This window comes from Agrobacterium sp. V1 (genome assembly GCF_030518355.1).
In the GTDB taxonomy this organism is placed as follows: Bacteria; Pseudomonadota; Alphaproteobacteria; order Rhizobiales; family Rhizobiaceae; genus Agrobacterium; species Agrobacterium cucumeris.
Window position 1 is genome coordinate 2799793 of the sequence record NZ_JAULSF010000001.1, and the last position, 16587, is coordinate 2816379.

17 protein-coding genes are annotated in these 16587 nt (G+C 59.7%); 2 read left to right on the forward strand and 15 right to left on the reverse strand.

From position 1 onward, the window contains the following. Nucleotides 1-277: 277 nt before the first annotated feature. The 11 genes from phnE (QSV77_RS13415) to phnG form a co-directional block, all read right to left on the reverse strand. Entirely contained in the window at nt 278-1627 is a 1350-nt protein-coding gene (phnE, locus tag QSV77_RS13415; protein WP_302733774.1) for a phosphonate ABC transporter, permease protein PhnE, read from the reverse strand. Continuing rightward, on the reverse strand, nt 1627-2613 hold the full coding sequence (gene phnE, locus QSV77_RS13420) for a phosphonate ABC transporter, permease protein PhnE (protein WP_142840794.1): 987 nt from the start codon (nt 2611-2613) through the stop codon (nt 1627-1629). Before phnE (QSV77_RS13420) ends, phnE (QSV77_RS13415) begins: the two co-directional genes overlap by 1 nt. A gap of 70 nt (nt 2614-2683) precedes the next feature. Further along, on the reverse strand, nt 2684-3589 hold the full coding sequence (gene phnD / locus QSV77_RS13425) for a phosphonate ABC transporter substrate-binding protein (protein WP_142840795.1): 906 nt from the start codon (nt 3587-3589) through the stop codon (nt 2684-2686). Nucleotides 3590-3674: 85 nt separating this feature from the next. Then, a complete protein-coding gene (gene phnC / locus QSV77_RS13430) occupies nt 3675-4535 on the reverse strand; it encodes a phosphonate ABC transporter ATP-binding protein (protein WP_142840796.1) in 861 nt (286 codons plus the stop codon). Nucleotides 4536-4772: 237 nt separating this feature from the next. Continuing rightward, complete coding sequence (locus tag QSV77_RS13435) at nt 4773-5390, reverse strand: DapH/DapD/GlmU-related protein (protein ID WP_142840797.1); 618 nt, start codon at nt 5388-5390, stop codon at nt 4773-4775. Continuing rightward, nucleotides 5387-6094, reverse strand: a complete 708-nt coding sequence (gene phnL / locus QSV77_RS13440) for a phosphonate C-P lyase system protein PhnL (protein ID WP_142840798.1) — start codon at nt 6092-6094, stop codon at nt 5387-5389. Before phnL ends, QSV77_RS13435 begins: the two co-directional genes overlap by 4 nt. Nucleotides 6095-6098: 4 nt before the next feature. Then, complete coding sequence (gene phnK, locus QSV77_RS13445) at nt 6099-6875, reverse strand: phosphonate C-P lyase system protein PhnK (RefSeq protein WP_003524419.1); 777 nt, start codon at nt 6873-6875, stop codon at nt 6099-6101. Continuing rightward, nucleotides 6872-7774: an alpha-D-ribose 1-methylphosphonate 5-phosphate C-P-lyase PhnJ gene (locus tag QSV77_RS13450; protein ID WP_065114568.1), complete on the reverse strand. Its 903-nt coding sequence runs from the start codon at nt 7772-7774 to the stop codon at nt 6872-6874. The genes phnK and QSV77_RS13450 overlap by 4 nt, the downstream gene beginning before the upstream one ends. A 133-nt stretch (nt 7775-7907) precedes the next feature. Then, nucleotides 7908-9017 (reverse strand): carbon-phosphorus lyase complex subunit PhnI, encoded by a 1110-nt coding sequence (locus QSV77_RS13455; protein WP_302733776.1) that lies wholly within the window; start codon nt 9015-9017, stop codon nt 7908-7910. 1 nt (nt 9018) lies between these two features. Continuing rightward, a complete protein-coding gene (gene phnH, locus QSV77_RS13460; protein ID WP_269700425.1) occupies nt 9019-9627 on the reverse strand; it encodes a phosphonate C-P lyase system protein PhnH in 609 nt (202 codons plus the stop codon). Further along, complete coding sequence (gene phnG, locus QSV77_RS13465; protein WP_142840801.1) at nt 9627-10088, reverse strand: phosphonate C-P lyase system protein PhnG; 462 nt, start codon at nt 10086-10088, stop codon at nt 9627-9629. Before phnG ends, phnH begins: the two co-directional genes overlap by 1 nt. A gap of 82 nt (nt 10089-10170) precedes the next feature. Here phnG and phnF point away from each other — a divergent pair, with 82 nt between their 5' ends. Beyond that, nucleotides 10171-10908: a phosphonate metabolism transcriptional regulator PhnF gene (gene phnF, locus QSV77_RS13470; RefSeq protein WP_302733777.1), complete on the forward strand. Its 738-nt coding sequence runs from the start codon at nt 10171-10173 to the stop codon at nt 10906-10908. A gap of 9 nt (nt 10909-10917) precedes the next feature. Here phnF and dapB read toward each other — a convergent pair whose 3' ends face one another. From dapB to mepA, 4 genes are all read right to left on the reverse strand, one after another. Continuing rightward, nucleotides 10918-11745, reverse strand: a complete 828-nt coding sequence (gene dapB, locus QSV77_RS13475; protein ID WP_142840803.1) for a 4-hydroxy-tetrahydrodipicolinate reductase — start codon at nt 11743-11745, stop codon at nt 10918-10920. 140 nt (nt 11746-11885) lie between these two features. After that, entirely contained in the window at nt 11886-12908 is a 1023-nt protein-coding gene (locus tag QSV77_RS13480; protein WP_302733779.1) for a glucokinase, read from the reverse strand. A 27-nt stretch (nt 12909-12935) separates the two neighbouring features. Beyond that, nucleotides 12936-13319 (reverse strand): methylglyoxal synthase, encoded by a 384-nt coding sequence (locus QSV77_RS13485; RefSeq protein WP_302733780.1) that lies wholly within the window; start codon nt 13317-13319, stop codon nt 12936-12938. 101 nt (nt 13320-13420) lie between these two features. Continuing rightward, nucleotides 13421-14476: a penicillin-insensitive murein endopeptidase gene (gene mepA / locus QSV77_RS13490; RefSeq protein ID WP_302733781.1), complete on the reverse strand. Its 1056-nt coding sequence runs from the start codon at nt 14474-14476 to the stop codon at nt 13421-13423. Nucleotides 14477-14679: 203 nt separating this feature from the next. On the opposite strand from mepA, the gene QSV77_RS13495 reads away from it, so the two are divergent. Beyond that, nucleotides 14680-16524 carry an extracellular solute-binding protein gene (locus tag QSV77_RS13495; protein ID WP_302733782.1) on the forward strand — a complete coding sequence of 615 codons (1845 nt, stop codon included), beginning with the start codon at nt 14680-14682 and terminating at the stop codon, nt 16522-16524. Nucleotides 16525-16587: the final 63 nt, after the last annotated feature.

Here is a 16587-nt window from a genome sequence, read left to right on the forward strand (position 1 = left end):
GGAAAACCAGGGATGAGAAGCTATTTGGCGTGACTCGCCCGCTTCCCGCAAGGTCAGGAGTGCGAGGTAATCGCTTTCCGTGACAGAATGATGATGCAGATGGAAAAAAGCACATTCGAAATGCGGTTAAGCCCCGGAATGCCCCTTGGGGGGCGCCCGGACATCAGGACGAATGCATCAGGGATAAAAATCCGTCTTTGGACCCGTGGTTTTAGCAGGGCGGGATAGGGAAGCCGCTACGGTCTTCGCATACATCCCGCCCCTTATCTTTTATGGCCTAGTGCTGCGTTTTTCCAATCAGGCGCGAACGCAGTGAATTGGAGATATGGTCGAACAGGAAAACGACGAAGAGGATGAGCAGGACCATATAGGCAACCTTGTCCCAGTCGGCGTTGGTGCCCATCGCTTCCAGCAGCTTCAGGCCGATACCGCCCGCACCCACAGCACCGATGATCGTGGCGGAGCGGGTATTGCTTTCCCAGAAATAGAGCGACTGGGAAATAAAGACCGGCAGCACCTGCGGAAGCACGCCGAAACGATTGACGGCAATCGGGGAAGCCCCAACCGATTTGACGCCCTCGCGCTGCTTGTCATCGACATTCTCCAACGCCTCGGCATAGACCTTGCCGAGCGCTCCGGTATCGGTAAAGAAGATCGCGGCAATGCCGGGGATCGGTCCGGGACCGAAACTGCGGGTGAAGAACAGCGCCCAGATCAGCATGTCGATCGAACGCAGGAAGTCAAACAGACGCTTCATGCCCCAGTTGGCAGCCCTGTTGGCGGTAATGTTGCGGGCGGCGATGAAGGCGAGCGGCAGGGCAACGAGCGTGCCAAACAACGTGCCAACAAAGGCCATGACCAGCGTCTGCATCAGCTTGGAAAGAATATCGGCATGCTGCCAGACGCTGTTGTCGAGAAAATCATCCACCATATGGCTGATATTGGAGCGCTCAGGATCGAGCCTTTCTCCCCACAGCGCCAGAGCCGCGAGTTCACCATAGCCTTTGCCCCAGAATTCCGACTTGGTGTCAAACAGGAAGTTTGCCCATCCAAGGAAGCGGCGCTGTACATAGACCTGGCTGGTGCGGATTTCCGCTTGGCCGGCAAAACCGTAATGCACGAGAACCTTGTTACCGTCCTGCTGGATTTCTTCCGGCAGTCGCTCAGGCGCCCGCGCCTGCTCACCGTTGATGATGACGGGATAGTTCTTGCCGTCGACATAAACGTCCACCCGGGTTGGCGTCACGTCGATGCGATTTTCCATGCCTGCATAGATCACGCTGTAGCCGCCATCCGGCAAGGGCTGCAACCAGTCGATCTTTGAGTCGACCGGATATTGCCCGCGGCTCGACCATTGCGGCGCGACCTTGCCATCTTCGAAGCGCAGGCGCGGCTGGGCACGCCAGGAATACCAGTCTTGAATATAGCTCGAGGCACGATCCCAGCGGCCCTGCATGAAAGCCGGCCCGACATTAAAGAAGAAAAAGCAGCTGATGAGATAGACGACGGTGGCGAGAATACCGATCAGCAGACCGTAACGCTTCATGAAGCCGCGTTTGAAAATCGCGGGATGCGCGGCGGTCAGCCTTTCGCGCTCGGCAGTGTTGAGAATGAAGCTGGAGGACATCAGGCTGCTCCCCGTCCGAATTCGAAGGATTGATGGCCGATCAGTCTGCGGCGCAGCCAGCTGGAAAACTGGTCGACGGCGATGATGGTGATCAGCAGCAGGATGATGATGGCATAGGTCTTGGAAGCATGATCGTTGCCGATCGACAACCGGAACACCTCGCCGATGCCGCCGCCACCGACAGCACCGATGATGGTGGAGGCGCGCACGTTGATTTCGGCGCGCAGCAGCGCGTAGGACACGAAGTTGGGCAGAACCTGCGGCACGATGGCGAAGCGAACGCGTTCCAGCCAGTTTGCGCCGGACGCGCGAAGGCCTTCATCCGGCTTCATGTCGGCATTTTCCACCACTTCGAAGAACAGCTTGCCCAGAGCGCCGATCGTGTGGACCGAAATCGCGATGATCGCGGCAATCGGACCGATCGAGAGAATGGCGGTCAGCAATCCGGCAACGACGATTTCCGGAAAGGCGCGCAAAACTTCCATTACCCGGCGCACGACCCAGCGCACGATCCCGGCGCCGACGAGATTGGTGGAGGCAAAAAAGCAGAGCACGAAGGCAAAACTGGTGCCGATGATTGTCGAAACCAGCGCGATGTTGAGCGTGATGATCAGCTGATAGATGAAGTGCGGGATGTAGAAGCTGTCAGTGATGTAAACACGATCCGCGACGTAATTATATTTCAGCGAACCGTCCGCATAGGGTGACGGAAGGTCGAACATCGCCCGGAAAATTTCAAGCGGGCTGTCCGGCACGAAGGTTTTCATGAAGTCGAAGAAATAGGGCAGGCGCTCGAAGAATTTGCCTGAATTGGCCGCGTTGGCAAAATTCAGTGAAGCGGCGAGGATAACGAGGAAGATCACAAGCGAAATAACGGTATAAATCCGTCTTGTCGCAAGCTGCTGTTGATAATGACGCATCACCGTCTGGGACGATGCGCTCAATCCCTTGGGGGAGAGGGTGCCATGATGCAGTGTGGTCGTCATGCCGCTTTTCCTTTATTGGCAAAAGCGGCGGCGCCGCAAGGCACCGCCGCTTCCGGGTATGATCGCAGGATCAGCCGCCGATAACGGACTTACGGGCGTCGATGATCGTCTGGTAGAAGGACGGGTCGACCTTGATGTAGGCGGTGTTCTTGCCCTGGGTGAAACCCTGGAAGCAGGCGAGGTCCTTCTTCGGCAGTTCCATGAAGAAGTCTTCGACCTTCTGCTTCATGGCGTCGCCGAGCTTGTTGGTAACCATCAGCGGGCCGTTCGGGATCAGCGGCGACTTCCAGACTTCGACGATATCGTCCATGTCGAGGTTGCCCTTCTTGACCATCTGGTAGAGGTTGCCGGCCGTGTAGCCTTCTTCCCACTTGCCAACGCCCGAACCGAAGGTCGTGCCAACGTCGAACTTCTTGTCGAGAACGGCGAGAACGAGGTTCTCATGGCCGCCACCGAAGCCGGTCTCGGAGAAGTATTCCTTCACCGGAACGCCGGTTTCCTTCGGGATAGCCACGTTCGGGACGAGGAAGCCGGAGGTGGAGTCAGGGTCGGCAAAACCGATCTTCTTGCCCTTGGCGTCAGCCAGCGTCTTGATACCGCTGTCCTTGCGGGCAACCATGATCGTGTAATAGCCGGTCGAACCATCGGCGCCAGCGGTGGTCAGGATCGGATCGACGGCCTTCGGATCGGCCAGAGCGATCTTGGCGTAGGAGGAAGCGCCCATGGAAGCGATGTCGATGGTGCCGCCGAGCAGACCCTGGATGACGCCGTTATAGTCCGGCGACGGGAAAACCTGAACTTCGGAAACGCCGGTCGCAGCCTTGAGGCCATCGGCAACGCACTTCGTGTTGCGGATCTGGTCGGCTTCGTTTTCAGAACCGTCGAGACCGATACGCAGGACCTTGACGTCCTGAGCCATGGCGGAACCGGCCAGAACGCCAAGGGCGACTGCCGAAAGAAGGATTTTCTTCAACATGGACTTTCTCCTGTTTCCCGGCGAGCCGGAGTTTGTTGTGAAATGTCGGCCCTTGACGCGGGCACAAACGATGCTGAGCGGTTCCTCAGAGCCCGGCGAGAGCGAGCGGTTCGGGACCGGCAGATTGCTGTATCGGCCGTGCGGGAAGCTGCGCGCCGGGAATGTTGATGCTGGTCGACGTCATGGTCTCGTCGATGCCGGACCCTTGTGAATCGGTCCCGTAAATCTCCGTGACGGCCGCAGCGGTCAGCTCCGCCGGCGTTCCGTCGAAGACAACACGACCCTGCGACATGCCGATGATGCGTTCGCAATAATTGCGCGCCGTATCCAGCGTGTGCAGGTTGGTGATGACGGTGATGCCTTCGCGCTCGTTGATGTCGCGCAGCGCGTCCATCACGATCTTGGCATTGAGCGGGTCGAGCGATGCGATCGGCTCATCGGCCAGAACCATCTTCGGAGACTGCATCAGGGCGCGGGCGATGGCGACGCGCTGCTGCTGGCCGCCGGAAAGCGTGCCAGCGGCCTGCATGGCCACATGTTCGATGCCGAGCCGCTCGAGGGCGGCGATTGCCATCAGGCGCTCATCATTGGTGAAAATGTTGAACAGGCTGAGCGCCGTCGAACGGTGGTTGAGACGGCCAAGCATGACATTGGTGAGCACATCGAGACGCGGCACCAGATTGAACTGCTGGAAAATCATGGCGCAATCGCGCTGCCAGTTGCGCAGCGCCGCACCCTTCAGCGACGAAACTTCCATGTCGTTGAAGTGAATGGAACCCGAAGAGGGATCGACGAGGCGATTGATCATGCGCAGCAACGTCGATTTGCCGGCGCCGGAGCGTCCGATCACACCGACCATCTGACCCTGCGGTATCTCGACATTTACGGCATCGACCGCGGTGTGGTTGCCGAAACGGCGCGTGACTTGCTTCAGGTGAAAGCTCATTTCCCCGTCCAATCTTCTTATGACGGGGTTCGACCTAACAGCGGTCCATGAACTGCGCGTGTCAGTTTAATGAAGAAAATATTACAGAATTCGCAGATACGACGCCCAGGGGTTCGCCGACAAACCTTTCGTCAGGCAAGTCATGAGCAGGAAATCCCGCCGGGCATGTCTGGAGGCGACAAACAGAAATCCCGGGACATGGTCCCGGGACTGCAATTGCCTCGCCATGAGCGGAGTTCATCCACCATATTTCGCCACGAAATCCTCGGCGGCGAGCGCGCGGAAATCATCGAGCGCGCCGCGCAGCCTTGCATGGTCCCAATCCCACCAATTCAGATTATCCATTCGCCGGCCGAGCTCCGCTGAAAAACGCTCGCGGATCAGCCGGGCGGGTACGCCGCCGACGATGGTATAGGGCGCGACATCTTTCGATACCACCGCGCCAGCACCGATCACCGCACCGTTCCCCACCGTCACGCCGGGCAGGAGGGTCGCACCATGGCCGATCCAGACATCGTGACCGATCACCACCCGCTTGGCGCGGCGTGCGGCAAAGAAATCCGTTTCATCCTCGGCGTCGTCCCAGTAGCTGCGGGCGCGATAGGTGAAATGGTGCAATGTCGCCCGCTGCATCGGGTGATTGGTGGCATTGATGCGGACGGAAGCGGCAATATTGACGAATTTTCCGATGGTGGCGCACCAGATCGCGCCATCCTGCATGACGTAGGAGTAGTCGCCCATCTCAACCTCCTCGAGGCGGCAGCGCTCCGAAATTTCGGTATAGCGGCCGATCGAGGAATTGGTGACGCGGGCGGTGTCGTGAATGACGGGTTCGAGACCGACCTTGACACTCATGCCGCTGCCTTCCGGGGAGAGAATTGCGAGACGTCGAGAATGCGGTCGGCAACGGCTTCGCGCACTTCCTCGTCGTGGAAAATGCCCAGCAGCGCCGTGCCTTTGGCTTTTTTCTCGATGATCATGTCGACGACCACCCGCCGGTTGGCGGCATCCAGCGATGCGGTCGGCTCATCGAGAAGCAGGATCGCATGATCGGTGATGAAGCCGCGCGCTATGTTGACGCGCTGCTGCTCGCCGCCCGAAAAGGTCGCCGGCGGCAGGGACCATAGTTCGCGCGGCAGGTTGAGTTTCGACAGCAGCATAGCTGCCTGCTCACGCGCCTCCTCGGCGGCCACTTTGCGCGCGAAGAGCGGTTCGGCAACGACGTCGATTGCCGGAACACGCGGCACGGTGCGCAGGAACTGGCTGACATAACCGATGGTGCGATGGCGAATTTCGAGGATCGTGCGCGGCGAGGCATTGCCGATATCAACGACCTGATCCTCATGACGGATGAGGATCTGCCCGCTGTCGATGGCGTAGTTGCCATAGAGCATTTTCAGGATCGAGCTTTTGCCGATACCCGAGGGACCGCCGAGAACGACGCATTCGCCGCCCGAAACGGAGAAATTGACATCGCGGACAACGGGCAGCTCGATGCCGTCGCGAAGATGCATGGTGAAGCTTTTGAAGACTTCCGAAACGATAAGGGGCGTCGCCATGGCGTCAAACCTGCAAAATGGAGGAAACAAGCAATTGCGTGTAGGGCTCGCGCGGATCATCCAGCACCCGATCGGTGAGACCATGCTCGATGACGTCGCCGCCCTTCATCACCATCATGCGATGAGACAGCAGTCGTGCCACGGCCAGATCATGGGTGACGACGACGACGGCCAGGCCGAGATCATTGACGAGACCGCGAACCAGATCGAGCAGGCGCGCCTGCACGGAGACATCGAGGCCGCCCGTCGGTTCGTCCATGAAGACGAGGCGCGGCGAGGTGACGAGATTGCGGGCAATCTGCAGGCGCTGGCGCATGCCGCCGGAGAAGGCGCGCGGCTGGTCGTCGATGCGGTCGGTGCCGATTTCCACCCGCTCCAGCCATTCGCTGGCCGATTGCCTTATATTGCCGTAATGCCGGTTGCCCACGGCCATCAGCCGCTCACCGACATTGGCGCCGGCCGAAACCGCCATTCGCAGCCCGTCCGCCGGGTTCTGGTGCACGAAACCCCAGTCGGTGCGCATCAGGAAACGCCGTTCAGCCTCACCCATGTGATAAAGGTCACGTACCGAACCGTCGCGCATGCGATATTCCACGCTGCCCGCCGTTGGCATCAGCCGGGTGGAAATGCAGTTGAGAAGCGTGGTCTTGCCGGAACCGGATTCACCGACAATGGCCAGAACCTCGCCCGGATAAAGCTCGAAGGAAACGTTGCGGCAACCGGCGCGGTCGCCGTAATATTTGGAAACGTCCCGGACTTTCAAAAGCGGTGCGTCGCTCATTCTGCGGCCTCCTTCACATCCGCCAGCATATGGCCCTTGTGGCCATGGGCGCGGCGGTCTTCGCAATGGTCGGTATCGGAGCAGACGAACATCCGCCCGCCTTTATCATCAAGCACCACCTCGTCCAGATAGACATTCTCCGCGCCGCACAGTGCGCAGGGCTTGTCGAAGCGCTGGATTTCAAACGGATGGTCTTCGAAATCGAGGCTGACGACGTCGGTATAGGGCGGTACGGCATAGATACGCTTTTCGCGCCCGGCGCCGAACAGTTGCAGGGCGTCCGACATATTCATTTTCGGATTGTCGAATTTCGGCGTCGGCGAGGGGTCCATCACATAACGTCCGGCAACCTTCACCGGATAGGCATAGGTGGTGGAGATGCGGCCGTTGCGGGCGATGTCCTCGTAGAGCTTGACGTGCATCAGGCCGTATTCTTCCAGCGCGTGCATGACGCGGGTTTCGGTCTCGCGTGGCTCAAGGAAGCGCAAGGGTTCGGGAATGGGAACCTGATAGACCAGAACCTGTCCGGAATGCAGTTCTTCTTCCGGAATGCGGTGCCGCGTCTGGATGATGGTCGCATCCCTGGTGCGGGTGGTGACCGCGACATTCGCCACTTTCTGGAAAAAGGCACGAATGGATACCGCGTTGGTGGTGTCGTCGGCACCCTGGTCGATCACCTTCAGCACATCGTCGGGGCCGACGATGGAAGCGGTGAGCTGCACGCCGCCGGTGCCCCAGCCATAAGGCATGGGCATTTCACGGGAAGCGAAGGGAACCTGATAACCGGGAATGGCGATGGCCTTCAGGATCGCCCGGCGGATCATCCGCTTGGTCTGTTCGTCCAGATAGGCGAAGTTGTAGGCAGCCAGCCCGTCGTCAAATGAAACTTCTTCAAGCATTGCGCGTTAACCTTGCGAAAAAAGGAGTACAAGCTCATGGAGATTGGAATTCTTGCAGCCGTGTTCTTTGCTGTGTTTGCAGCATCGACCGTCTTTTGCGCTTACTGGTTTGGTGAGCAGCACAGCCGCTGAGCTATTCGGCCGCATCGCCCATCCATTCCGCGCCGCCAGCGTTGATCGCCTCGAAATCGGCGCGCATTTTCCTGACCAGACCGAGCTCGGCCTGAAAATCCACGTAATGCGGCAATTTCAGGTGTTCGACAAAACCTGTCGCCTGCACATTGTCGGCGTGTGAGATGACGAATTCCTCATCCTGCGCCGGGGCAACGACATCTTCGCCGAATTCACCGGCCCGCAGTGCCCTGTCGACCAGCGACATGGCCATCGCCTTGCGTTCGCTCTGCCCGAACACGAGCCCGTAACCGCGGGTGAATTGTGGCGGCGCCTTGGCCGAACCCTTGAACTGGTTGACCATCTGGCATTCGGTAACCTGGATGTCGCCAAGCGAGACGGCAAAGCCGAGTTCGGGAACCTCCAGTTCCACTTCCACATCTCCGATGCGAATTTCCCCGACGAAAGGATGCGTGCGGCCGTAACCGCGCTGCGTCGAATAGGCGAGTGCGAGAAGGAAGCCCTCGTCGCCGCGCGCCAGCGATTGCAGGCGCAGGTCGCGTGGCATCGGAAACTCCATCGGCTCGCGCGTCAGATCGCCGGCAATATGATCGTCAGGCATATCGCCATCGCTTTCGATCAGCCCTTCTTCGGCGAGAATATCGGAAACCCGCATGACATAATCCGGTTCGCCTTCACGAATCGCAGCGGTTTCGACAGCCTCGTCTTCGAGCAGCGAGGGGTCGAGCAGGCGATGGGTATAATCGAAGGTCGGTCCCAGCAATTGCCCGCCCGGCAAGTCCTTGTAGGTTGCCGAAACGCGTCGCTGCACCGTCATGTCAGCGGTATTGACCGGCAGAGAATAGCCGAAGCGCGGCAACGTGGTGCGGTAGGCGCGCAGCAGGAAGATGGCCTCGATCATGTCGCCGCGCGCCTGCTTGACGGCAAGGGCTGCAAGCGACTGATCATAAAGTGAGGCTTCCGCCATGACACGGTCGACGGCGAGTGAAAGCTGCGAAACGATCTGCGCGACCGTCATCGCCGGCAGGTTGCGGTCGCCGCGCCGCTTGTCTGCCAGAAGCCGGTGAGCGTTGGCGATGGCGGTTTCCCCGCCTTTGACAGCAACATACATCTTATGCCTCCACGGATTTAATGCGCGTCGTGCGCGGCAGGCAGACGAATTTGTCGGCGCAGGTCAAAATGACATCGACGCCGCGCGGGAAAATGGCGTTGTTCTCCGCCCAGAGCCGCGGGAATATCTCCGGCAGGCCGGAAGGGCTGATGATATTGATGTGGCGGATGCCTGGGCCGGACAGGGACAACTCCTGTCCGCCATCAAGGTCGGGCAATTCGATGATGACCGTCGTCGAACGGTCGGGATATTCCTGGCTTCCCTGAGCGAAGAGGCCGAAGGAGGCAATGGTGCTGCCCGCCTCAATGACGGCGAACTGCGCAGCACCCTTTTCTTCCGTCGCAATCGCGCCGGTGTGAAACCCAACCCAACCCGGCACGGCGGTTTTCCGCAACGTGCTGCTTAGCCAGAGGGGCGTGTCGTGGTCGCAAAGCGCCAGCAGAACCGCACCCGTCGCCGTGGCAAGCGGTGCCGGCGGGGCGACTGCGGTTTCGATCGTCTGCGGTGTGCCCGGACGGGCCATGCCGTCCATCAGCTTTTTAAAAACCCGTTGGGAATCGAAGACGGCGTCGGAAAAGCCGCCCGTCAATGCTTCGGCTTTGACACCCATTAGTCTTCTCCTCGAACCATGGTGAAGAAATCGACCCGCGTGGCGGCGGTCTCTTTCGTTTTCCGCTGCTTTTCTTCGGTCAGTCTTTTTTCGACCGGTGAGAGAAGCTCGGTTTCAATGAAGTTACGCGTCGGATTTTCCTGCCAGAGCGCGTCGAAAACGGCTGCGTACCAGGCTTTCTTGCGGCCGGTGCCGAGAACATGCGCATGGCCGACAGTGCCGGAAGCAAGCTTGATCGTCGCGCGGGTAACGGTGGTTTCACCCAGGTTGAAAGGCGCGCCGCCGCCGCCGATACGGCCCTTGACCATGACGAGGCCGGTTTCCGGCCCGCGCACGTTTTCCGTCTGCGGGCTGGCGTCCTGCCGGTTCCAGACCGCCTCAAGTTCCTGAACGGTAGCGCGGGCAAGAAGTGCCGCCACCCGCTTCCTTTCGCTAAGTATATTCGCAGCTTCGTTATTCATCGCTTGACCTCTAATGTCTATTGATATAGACAACTATACAATATAAGCTACAATTAACGTCGATGAATGACAAGCGTGTGACATGAGCCCTGCAGCAGCAATGAAAAGAAAGAACGGCGTCGCACTCTGGCGGCAGATCGCCGACCGGATCCGAGGCGAGATTGCGGCTGGTGATCACGATGAAACCGGCATGTTGCCGCCTGAGATGACGCTGGCGGAAAAATTCGGCGTCAACCGCCATACCGTCAGAAGCGCCATTGCCGCATTGGCGAGCGAAGGTATTCTTGAGCCGATGCAGGGGCGCGGCACGATGATTGCCCGCAAGGAACGGCTGAGTTTTCCGATTTCACTGCGCACACGGTTCACGACAGGCATCGGCGATCAGGTGAAGGAAATGGAGGCGCTGCTTCTTTCCCACACGACCGAGCCTGCAACCGCCGATCTGGCAGCGCGGCTGCAACTCCAGACCGGCGCTCCGCTCGTGCGTCTGGAGACCCTGCGCAAGGCCGACACCCGGCCGGTGTCCCGTTCGACCACATGGTTTCCGGCGGATCGTTTTGCCGGAATAGGCGAGGCTTATCAGAAAAGCGGGTCGATCACGGCCGCTTTCAAGGCGCTCGGTGTGGCGGACTACGTGCGCATCTCGACGGTCATTTCAGCCAGCCACGCCGATACGCAGGATCTCGCCGATCTCGAATTGTCGCCGGGTGCCATCCTGCTCGTCACCCAAGCGCTGAATGCCGATATGGATGGCGTGCCGGTGCAGTATGCCGTCAGCCGATTTTCGGCCGATACCGTCGAATTCACGGTGGAAAATTAGGGTAAGGGCTTATTCCGCCTGCGAAAGACCGAGCACATCCAGCATGGAATAGAAGCCCGGCTTCTTGTCGAAGGCCCAGACAGCCGCCGTAATCGCACCGCGTGCGAAAATAGAGCGGTCGCCGGCGTAGTGGGAAAGCTCGACGCGCTCACCTTCACCGGCAAAGATCACCGAATGTTCACCGATCACCGAACCGCCGCGCAGCGTGGCGAAACCGATGGTGCCGGTCTCGCGTGCACCCGTATGTCCGTCTCGTACGCGCACGGAAGAGGTGGTAAGATCGACCCTGCGGCCGGCCGCCGCTGCTTCACCCAGCAGAAGTGCCGTGCCGGACGGCGCATCCACCTTGTGCTTGTGGTGCATTTCCAGAATTTCGATATCCCAGTTCTGCGCGTCCAGCGCCTGCGCCGCCTGCTGCGTCAAAACGCTGAGCAGGTTGACGCCGAGGCTCATATTGCCCGACTTGACGATGCGGGCATGGCGCGACGCCGCCTTGAATTTTTCCTCGTCTTCGGGGGAGCAGCCCGTGGTGCCGATGACATGCACGATGCGCGCCTGCGCGGCGAGGCCCGCGAAGGTGACACTGGTTGCCGGTGAGGTGAAGTCGATAACGCCTTCCGCATGCAGGAAGGCCTGCAGCGGATCGCTGGTGATTTCGACGCCGATCGGGCCGAGACCGGCAATCTCGCCGGCATCGCGGCCGACAAAGGCCGAGCCTTCGCGCGCGACGGCGGCATGCAGCTGGACGCCTGGTGTCTGGTGAATGAGGCGGATCAGTGCCTGTCCCATGCGGCCCGCCGCGCCGACCACCACCAGTTTCATGCCGCTGCTGCTCATGTTTCACTCACTTTTCATGTCGGGCGGATCGAAACCCGCCAGTATCGGACGTTTCATATTTGCAGCGGTGACGTTAAAGACCAGCCGCTCGCTTCGCAAGCGCCACATGGGAAGGGTAGTTCCCTTTGAGAGGCGAGCGATCAGGCTCTCCAGCGCCGCCCATCCAGCGCCAGGCCGAAATCAGAAGGCGTTCTCGCATAGGTGGCGAGGCCGGAAAGCGCCGCCTGCGGATGGGTGACAACGAAGGTCGGAATGGTCCGCATCAGCGCGCTGTGTGGCGCCTTGTCTTCGAATGCGGCCCGGAATTCCGGGCTCTTCAGCGCCGGGATGATCTTCTGCGAAATGCCGCCGGCGAGATAAACGCCGCCCTTGGCCATGAAAATCAGCGCGAGATCGCCAGCCACACGGCCGAGATAGGTGCTGAAAAGCGAAAGCGTTTCTTTTGCCTGCGCATTCTGGCCCGTAAGCCCCTGCGAGGTGATGTCGGCCGGATCGGAAAAGACCGGTTCGATGCCATCGGTCTTGCAGACGGCGCGGTAGAGATTGACCAGTCCGCGCCCGCACAGGATCTGCTCGCCGGCAACACGGCCCTCAATGGTCTCGATATGCGGGAAAACCGCATAATCACGCGCGCTCCTTGGGCCGACATCGATATGGCCGCCCTCACCGGGCACCGGGAACCACATATGGCGGGCGTAAACCAGACCGGCGACCCCGAGGCCCGTGCCCGGTCCGAGAACGACGCGCGACGCCAGCATGTCTTTCTTGCCGGAGCCGATAGGCTCGCGGTTGTCGTCGTCAAGCGCTGCAATCGCCAGAGCCTGTGCTTCGAAATCATTGATGACGATGACGTCCTTCAGGCCGAGATTAGCCAGCATGCCCTTCGGCTTGACGACCCAGTGGCAGTTGGTGAGCGGTATCTCGTCGCCTTCGATAGGGCCGGCAATCGCAAGAATGGTCGAGACCGGCTGAAGCGAGGTCTTGTCCAGAACCGCCTGCTGGATGGCGTCGTCGATCGTCGGATATTCCGCGGTCTTTACCGTGGTCAGGTGTACGGGATCCGCAAAAGAATCGATCAGAATGGAAAAGCGGGCATTGGTGCCGCCGATGTCGCCAAGAAGGATCGGAAAGGACAGATATTCGGTATCGGACGTCTTCGGCATTGCCTGTTCCATATTGGTGGGTGCGGGTCAGTCGGCGGAGTTGAAGTCGATCAGGTTTTCTGCGGTGGCGCGGTTGAGCGCCATGGGAATGTCGTAAACCGTGGCAAGCCGGGTCAACGCTTTCACATCCACATCATGCGGCATGGCCGTCAGCGGGTCGGTGAAAAAGATCAGCATATCCACCTCGCCGGTGGCGATCATCGCTCCGATCTGCTGGTCGCCGCCAAGCGGCCCGCTTTTCAGACGAACGACCTCGAGCTCCGGGCAGGCTTCCTGTACCCGCCCGCCGGTCGTGCCGGTGGCGACGATCCTGAAACTGGAGAGCGCCTTCTGGTGATGACGGGCGAAATCCGCCATATCGTCTTTTTTCTCGTCGTGAGCGATGAGCGCGATACAGCGTTGCCCTTCCATGGTCCCAGCCTGTCCCCGTAAAGAATTAAATCGATTTGAAGCCTTCTATAACAGCTTGCCGCCATTTGAAAAGGGAAGCTGTTGAATGCCTCATTTCTGTTTCAGTTCAATGTCGGACGTTGGGTTGGAAGCGGAATATCCGAAGGCGGCTGCAGGGTTGGAGCGTTCTGAATGACCTGTTCGACGCTTTGCTGGCGCACGGCCTGAACCGGTGCGGAGGAATAGGCCTGCGCAGCAATACCCTCGGGGTTGGCGGAAGGGGCGGCAGCCACGGCGGCGCAGGCGGCGGGCAGGTCGGAGACCATCACCTGTCGCGGTTTCACCGGCTTGGCGTTAGGGTCCTTCTTCGGTGCTGCCCATGGTTCCTTGGAAAACCACCAGGCGAGCGACTTGTCGCAGCCATCGCCCTTGCCCACGGCCGCCTGCGGCTTGCAGTTCGGCGCGCCGGGCGGGCATTCGAGGCGGATATGGAAATGTTCGTCATGCCCATAGATCGGCCTGATCTTGCCCATGAAGGTGCGGTCGCCGGTCCATGTCTGGCAGAGTTTCTGCTTGATCGCCGGGTTGACGAAAACGCGTTCCACCTGCGGATAGCTTGCCGCCATCATCACCAGCCGGGCATTGAGCGGTGACCACTTGCGGTCATCGACCGTCAGGAACTTGCTCTTGTCCAGCATGGAGATGAAAGGCACCGTTTCGCGCTGTTCCGCGGTGAGCCGCGGGGTCGGCATCGGCCGCCACCAGATGTCCACATCGAGGCCGATCTGGTGCGACGCATGGCCGGTCAGCATCGGCCCACCGCGCGGCTGGGAAATATCGCCCAGCAGCAGACCCGGCCAGCCGATTTTCTGGGCATCCTGCGAAAAGCGTTCGAGGAAGGAAATCAGCTGCGGCTGGCCCCAGCGCCGGTTGCGCGAAAGTCGCATGGCCTGCCAGCCCGGACCGTCGGTCGGCATGGCGATGGCGCCGGACTGGCAGCCCTTGGCATAGGAGCCGATCGGTTGGGAGGTTGCTGCGGAGGGCAGGGCCATATGGCCGAACACTTCTTTCGCAGGCCGGTCCTCGGCCGATGCGGTTTCCATCTGCAACTGCAGCGCGGAAACGACTGAAATCGCCAGCATGGCCGCCCTGAAAACTCTCGATGATCCCGCCGTCATATAGCCGTGTCCGTCCGATCAGATGATTCTCTTCCCCCTAGAATAAACTGGAACGGGATTTTGTTGAAACCATGTTTCGCCCCGTTTGTGCAAAGCAGGGAATTAACGGTGCCGATAAAGAGCTTGTGAGCCGAAGCATCTGTTTTTTGCCAATGTTTGTTTTATGCTCTCTTCAACAAACACGAAAACAGGAACCGCCCCGCATGATATTGGCTCCACTGAAATTCCGCCTTGTGATCGCCCTTGCGGCATCCGCCATGCTGATACCGGCGGCGGCCTTTGCCCAGTCGGGCGATGTCTGGCGAAAGGGGATTTCGACGGTCGGGGAACTGAAACATCCGGATGGTTTCGATCATTTTGACTATGTGAACACCAAGGCGCCGAAAGGCGGTGCGTTGCGCATGTCGACGACGGGAACCTTCGATACGCTCAATCCGCTGCTCGCCAAGGGCGAGGCGGCGACCGGCCTCTCTTTGGTTTTCGATACGCTGATGAAATCGACGGAGGAGGAACTGTCGGCCTCCTACGGGCTTCTGGCAGAGGGGGTCAGCTATCCCGACGATATTTCGAAAGCCACCTTCCGGCTGCGCGCGGAGGCCAAATGGGCGGATGGCAAGCCGGTGACGCCGGAGGATGTGGTTTTCAGCTTTGAAAAAGCCAAGGACCTGAGCCCGCAGCTTGCCACCTATTATACCCACGTCACCAAGGCGGAAGTGAGCGGCGAGAGGGACATCACCTTCACCTTCGATGAAAAGAACAATCGCGAACTGCCGCAGATCGTCGGGCAATTGCTGATCGTTCCCAAGCACTGGTGGGAAGCCGCCGGCCCGGACGGCAAGCCGCGTGATATCTCCCGTGGCACGTTGGAGCCGGTGATGGGCTCCGGCCCCTACAAGATCGCCTCGCTGTCTCCCGGTTCCACGATGACCTATGAGCGTCGCGACGATTATTGGGGCAAGGACGTCAATGTGAATGTGGGGATGAACAATTTCAAAACCATCACCTACAGCTTCTTTTCCGATCAGGATGTGGAATTCCAGGCCTTCAAATCCGGTACCGTCGATTTCCGGCAGGAAGCCTCATCCAGCCGCTGGGTCACGGGTTATGATTTTCCGGCCGTCAAGGAAGGCCGCGTCAAGAAAGAGGAACTGCCGAATATCTATCGCTCCGTCGGTATCATGCAGGCCTTCGTGCCGAACATGCGCCGCGAAAAGTTCCAGAACCCCAGCCTGCGCAAGGCACTCAATTACGCCTTCGATTTCGAAGAGCTGAACCGCACATTGGCTTACGGTCAGTTCCAGCGCATCAACAGCTTCTTCATGGGCAGCGAGCTCGCCTCTTCCGGTCTGCCGACCGGGCGCGAACTGGAACTCTTGCAGGAGTTGAAGGATCAGGTTCCGCCGGAAGTCTTCACCACCGAATACCGCAACCCGGTGGCAGGCGATCCTGCCAAGCAGCGCGACAATCTGCGCGAGGCGGTGAAGCTGATGAAGGAGGCCGGTTACGAGCTGCGTGGCAACCGCATGGTCAATGCGGCAACGGGGCAGCAGCTGGACATTGAATTCCTGATCGATTCCTCGGGTATGGAAAGAACCATCCTGCCCTATGTCCAGAACCTCAAGAAGATCGGCATCAATGCCACGATCCGTACGGTTGATGCCTCGCAATATACCAACCGCACCCGCAGCTTCGATTTTGATATCGCCGTCAAGCTCTGGGCGACATCGGCCAATCCCGGCAATGAACAGGCGGATTTCTGGGGCTCGGCCGCCGCCGATCGGCAGGGGTCCAACAACTTTGCCGGCATCAAGAACCCCGCCGTCGATGCGCTGGTCAGAAAGGTCATATTTGCGCCCAACCGGGATGAACAGGTGGCCGCGGCGCGGGCGCTCGACCGGGTGCTCTTGGCAAACAGCTACGTCATTCCGCAATTTTACCGCGGCGAGATGTTCCTCGCTTACTGGAACACGCTCACCCGCCCTGAAAACCTGCCCGAATATGGCATCGGTTTTCCGGATGCATGGTGGTCCAGCCAGGCCGGAAACTGACGCCGGTCTTGCTTTCGCGCCGAAGGCTTGATTCACATAGGGCGAAACGAATCGCTTGGAGCG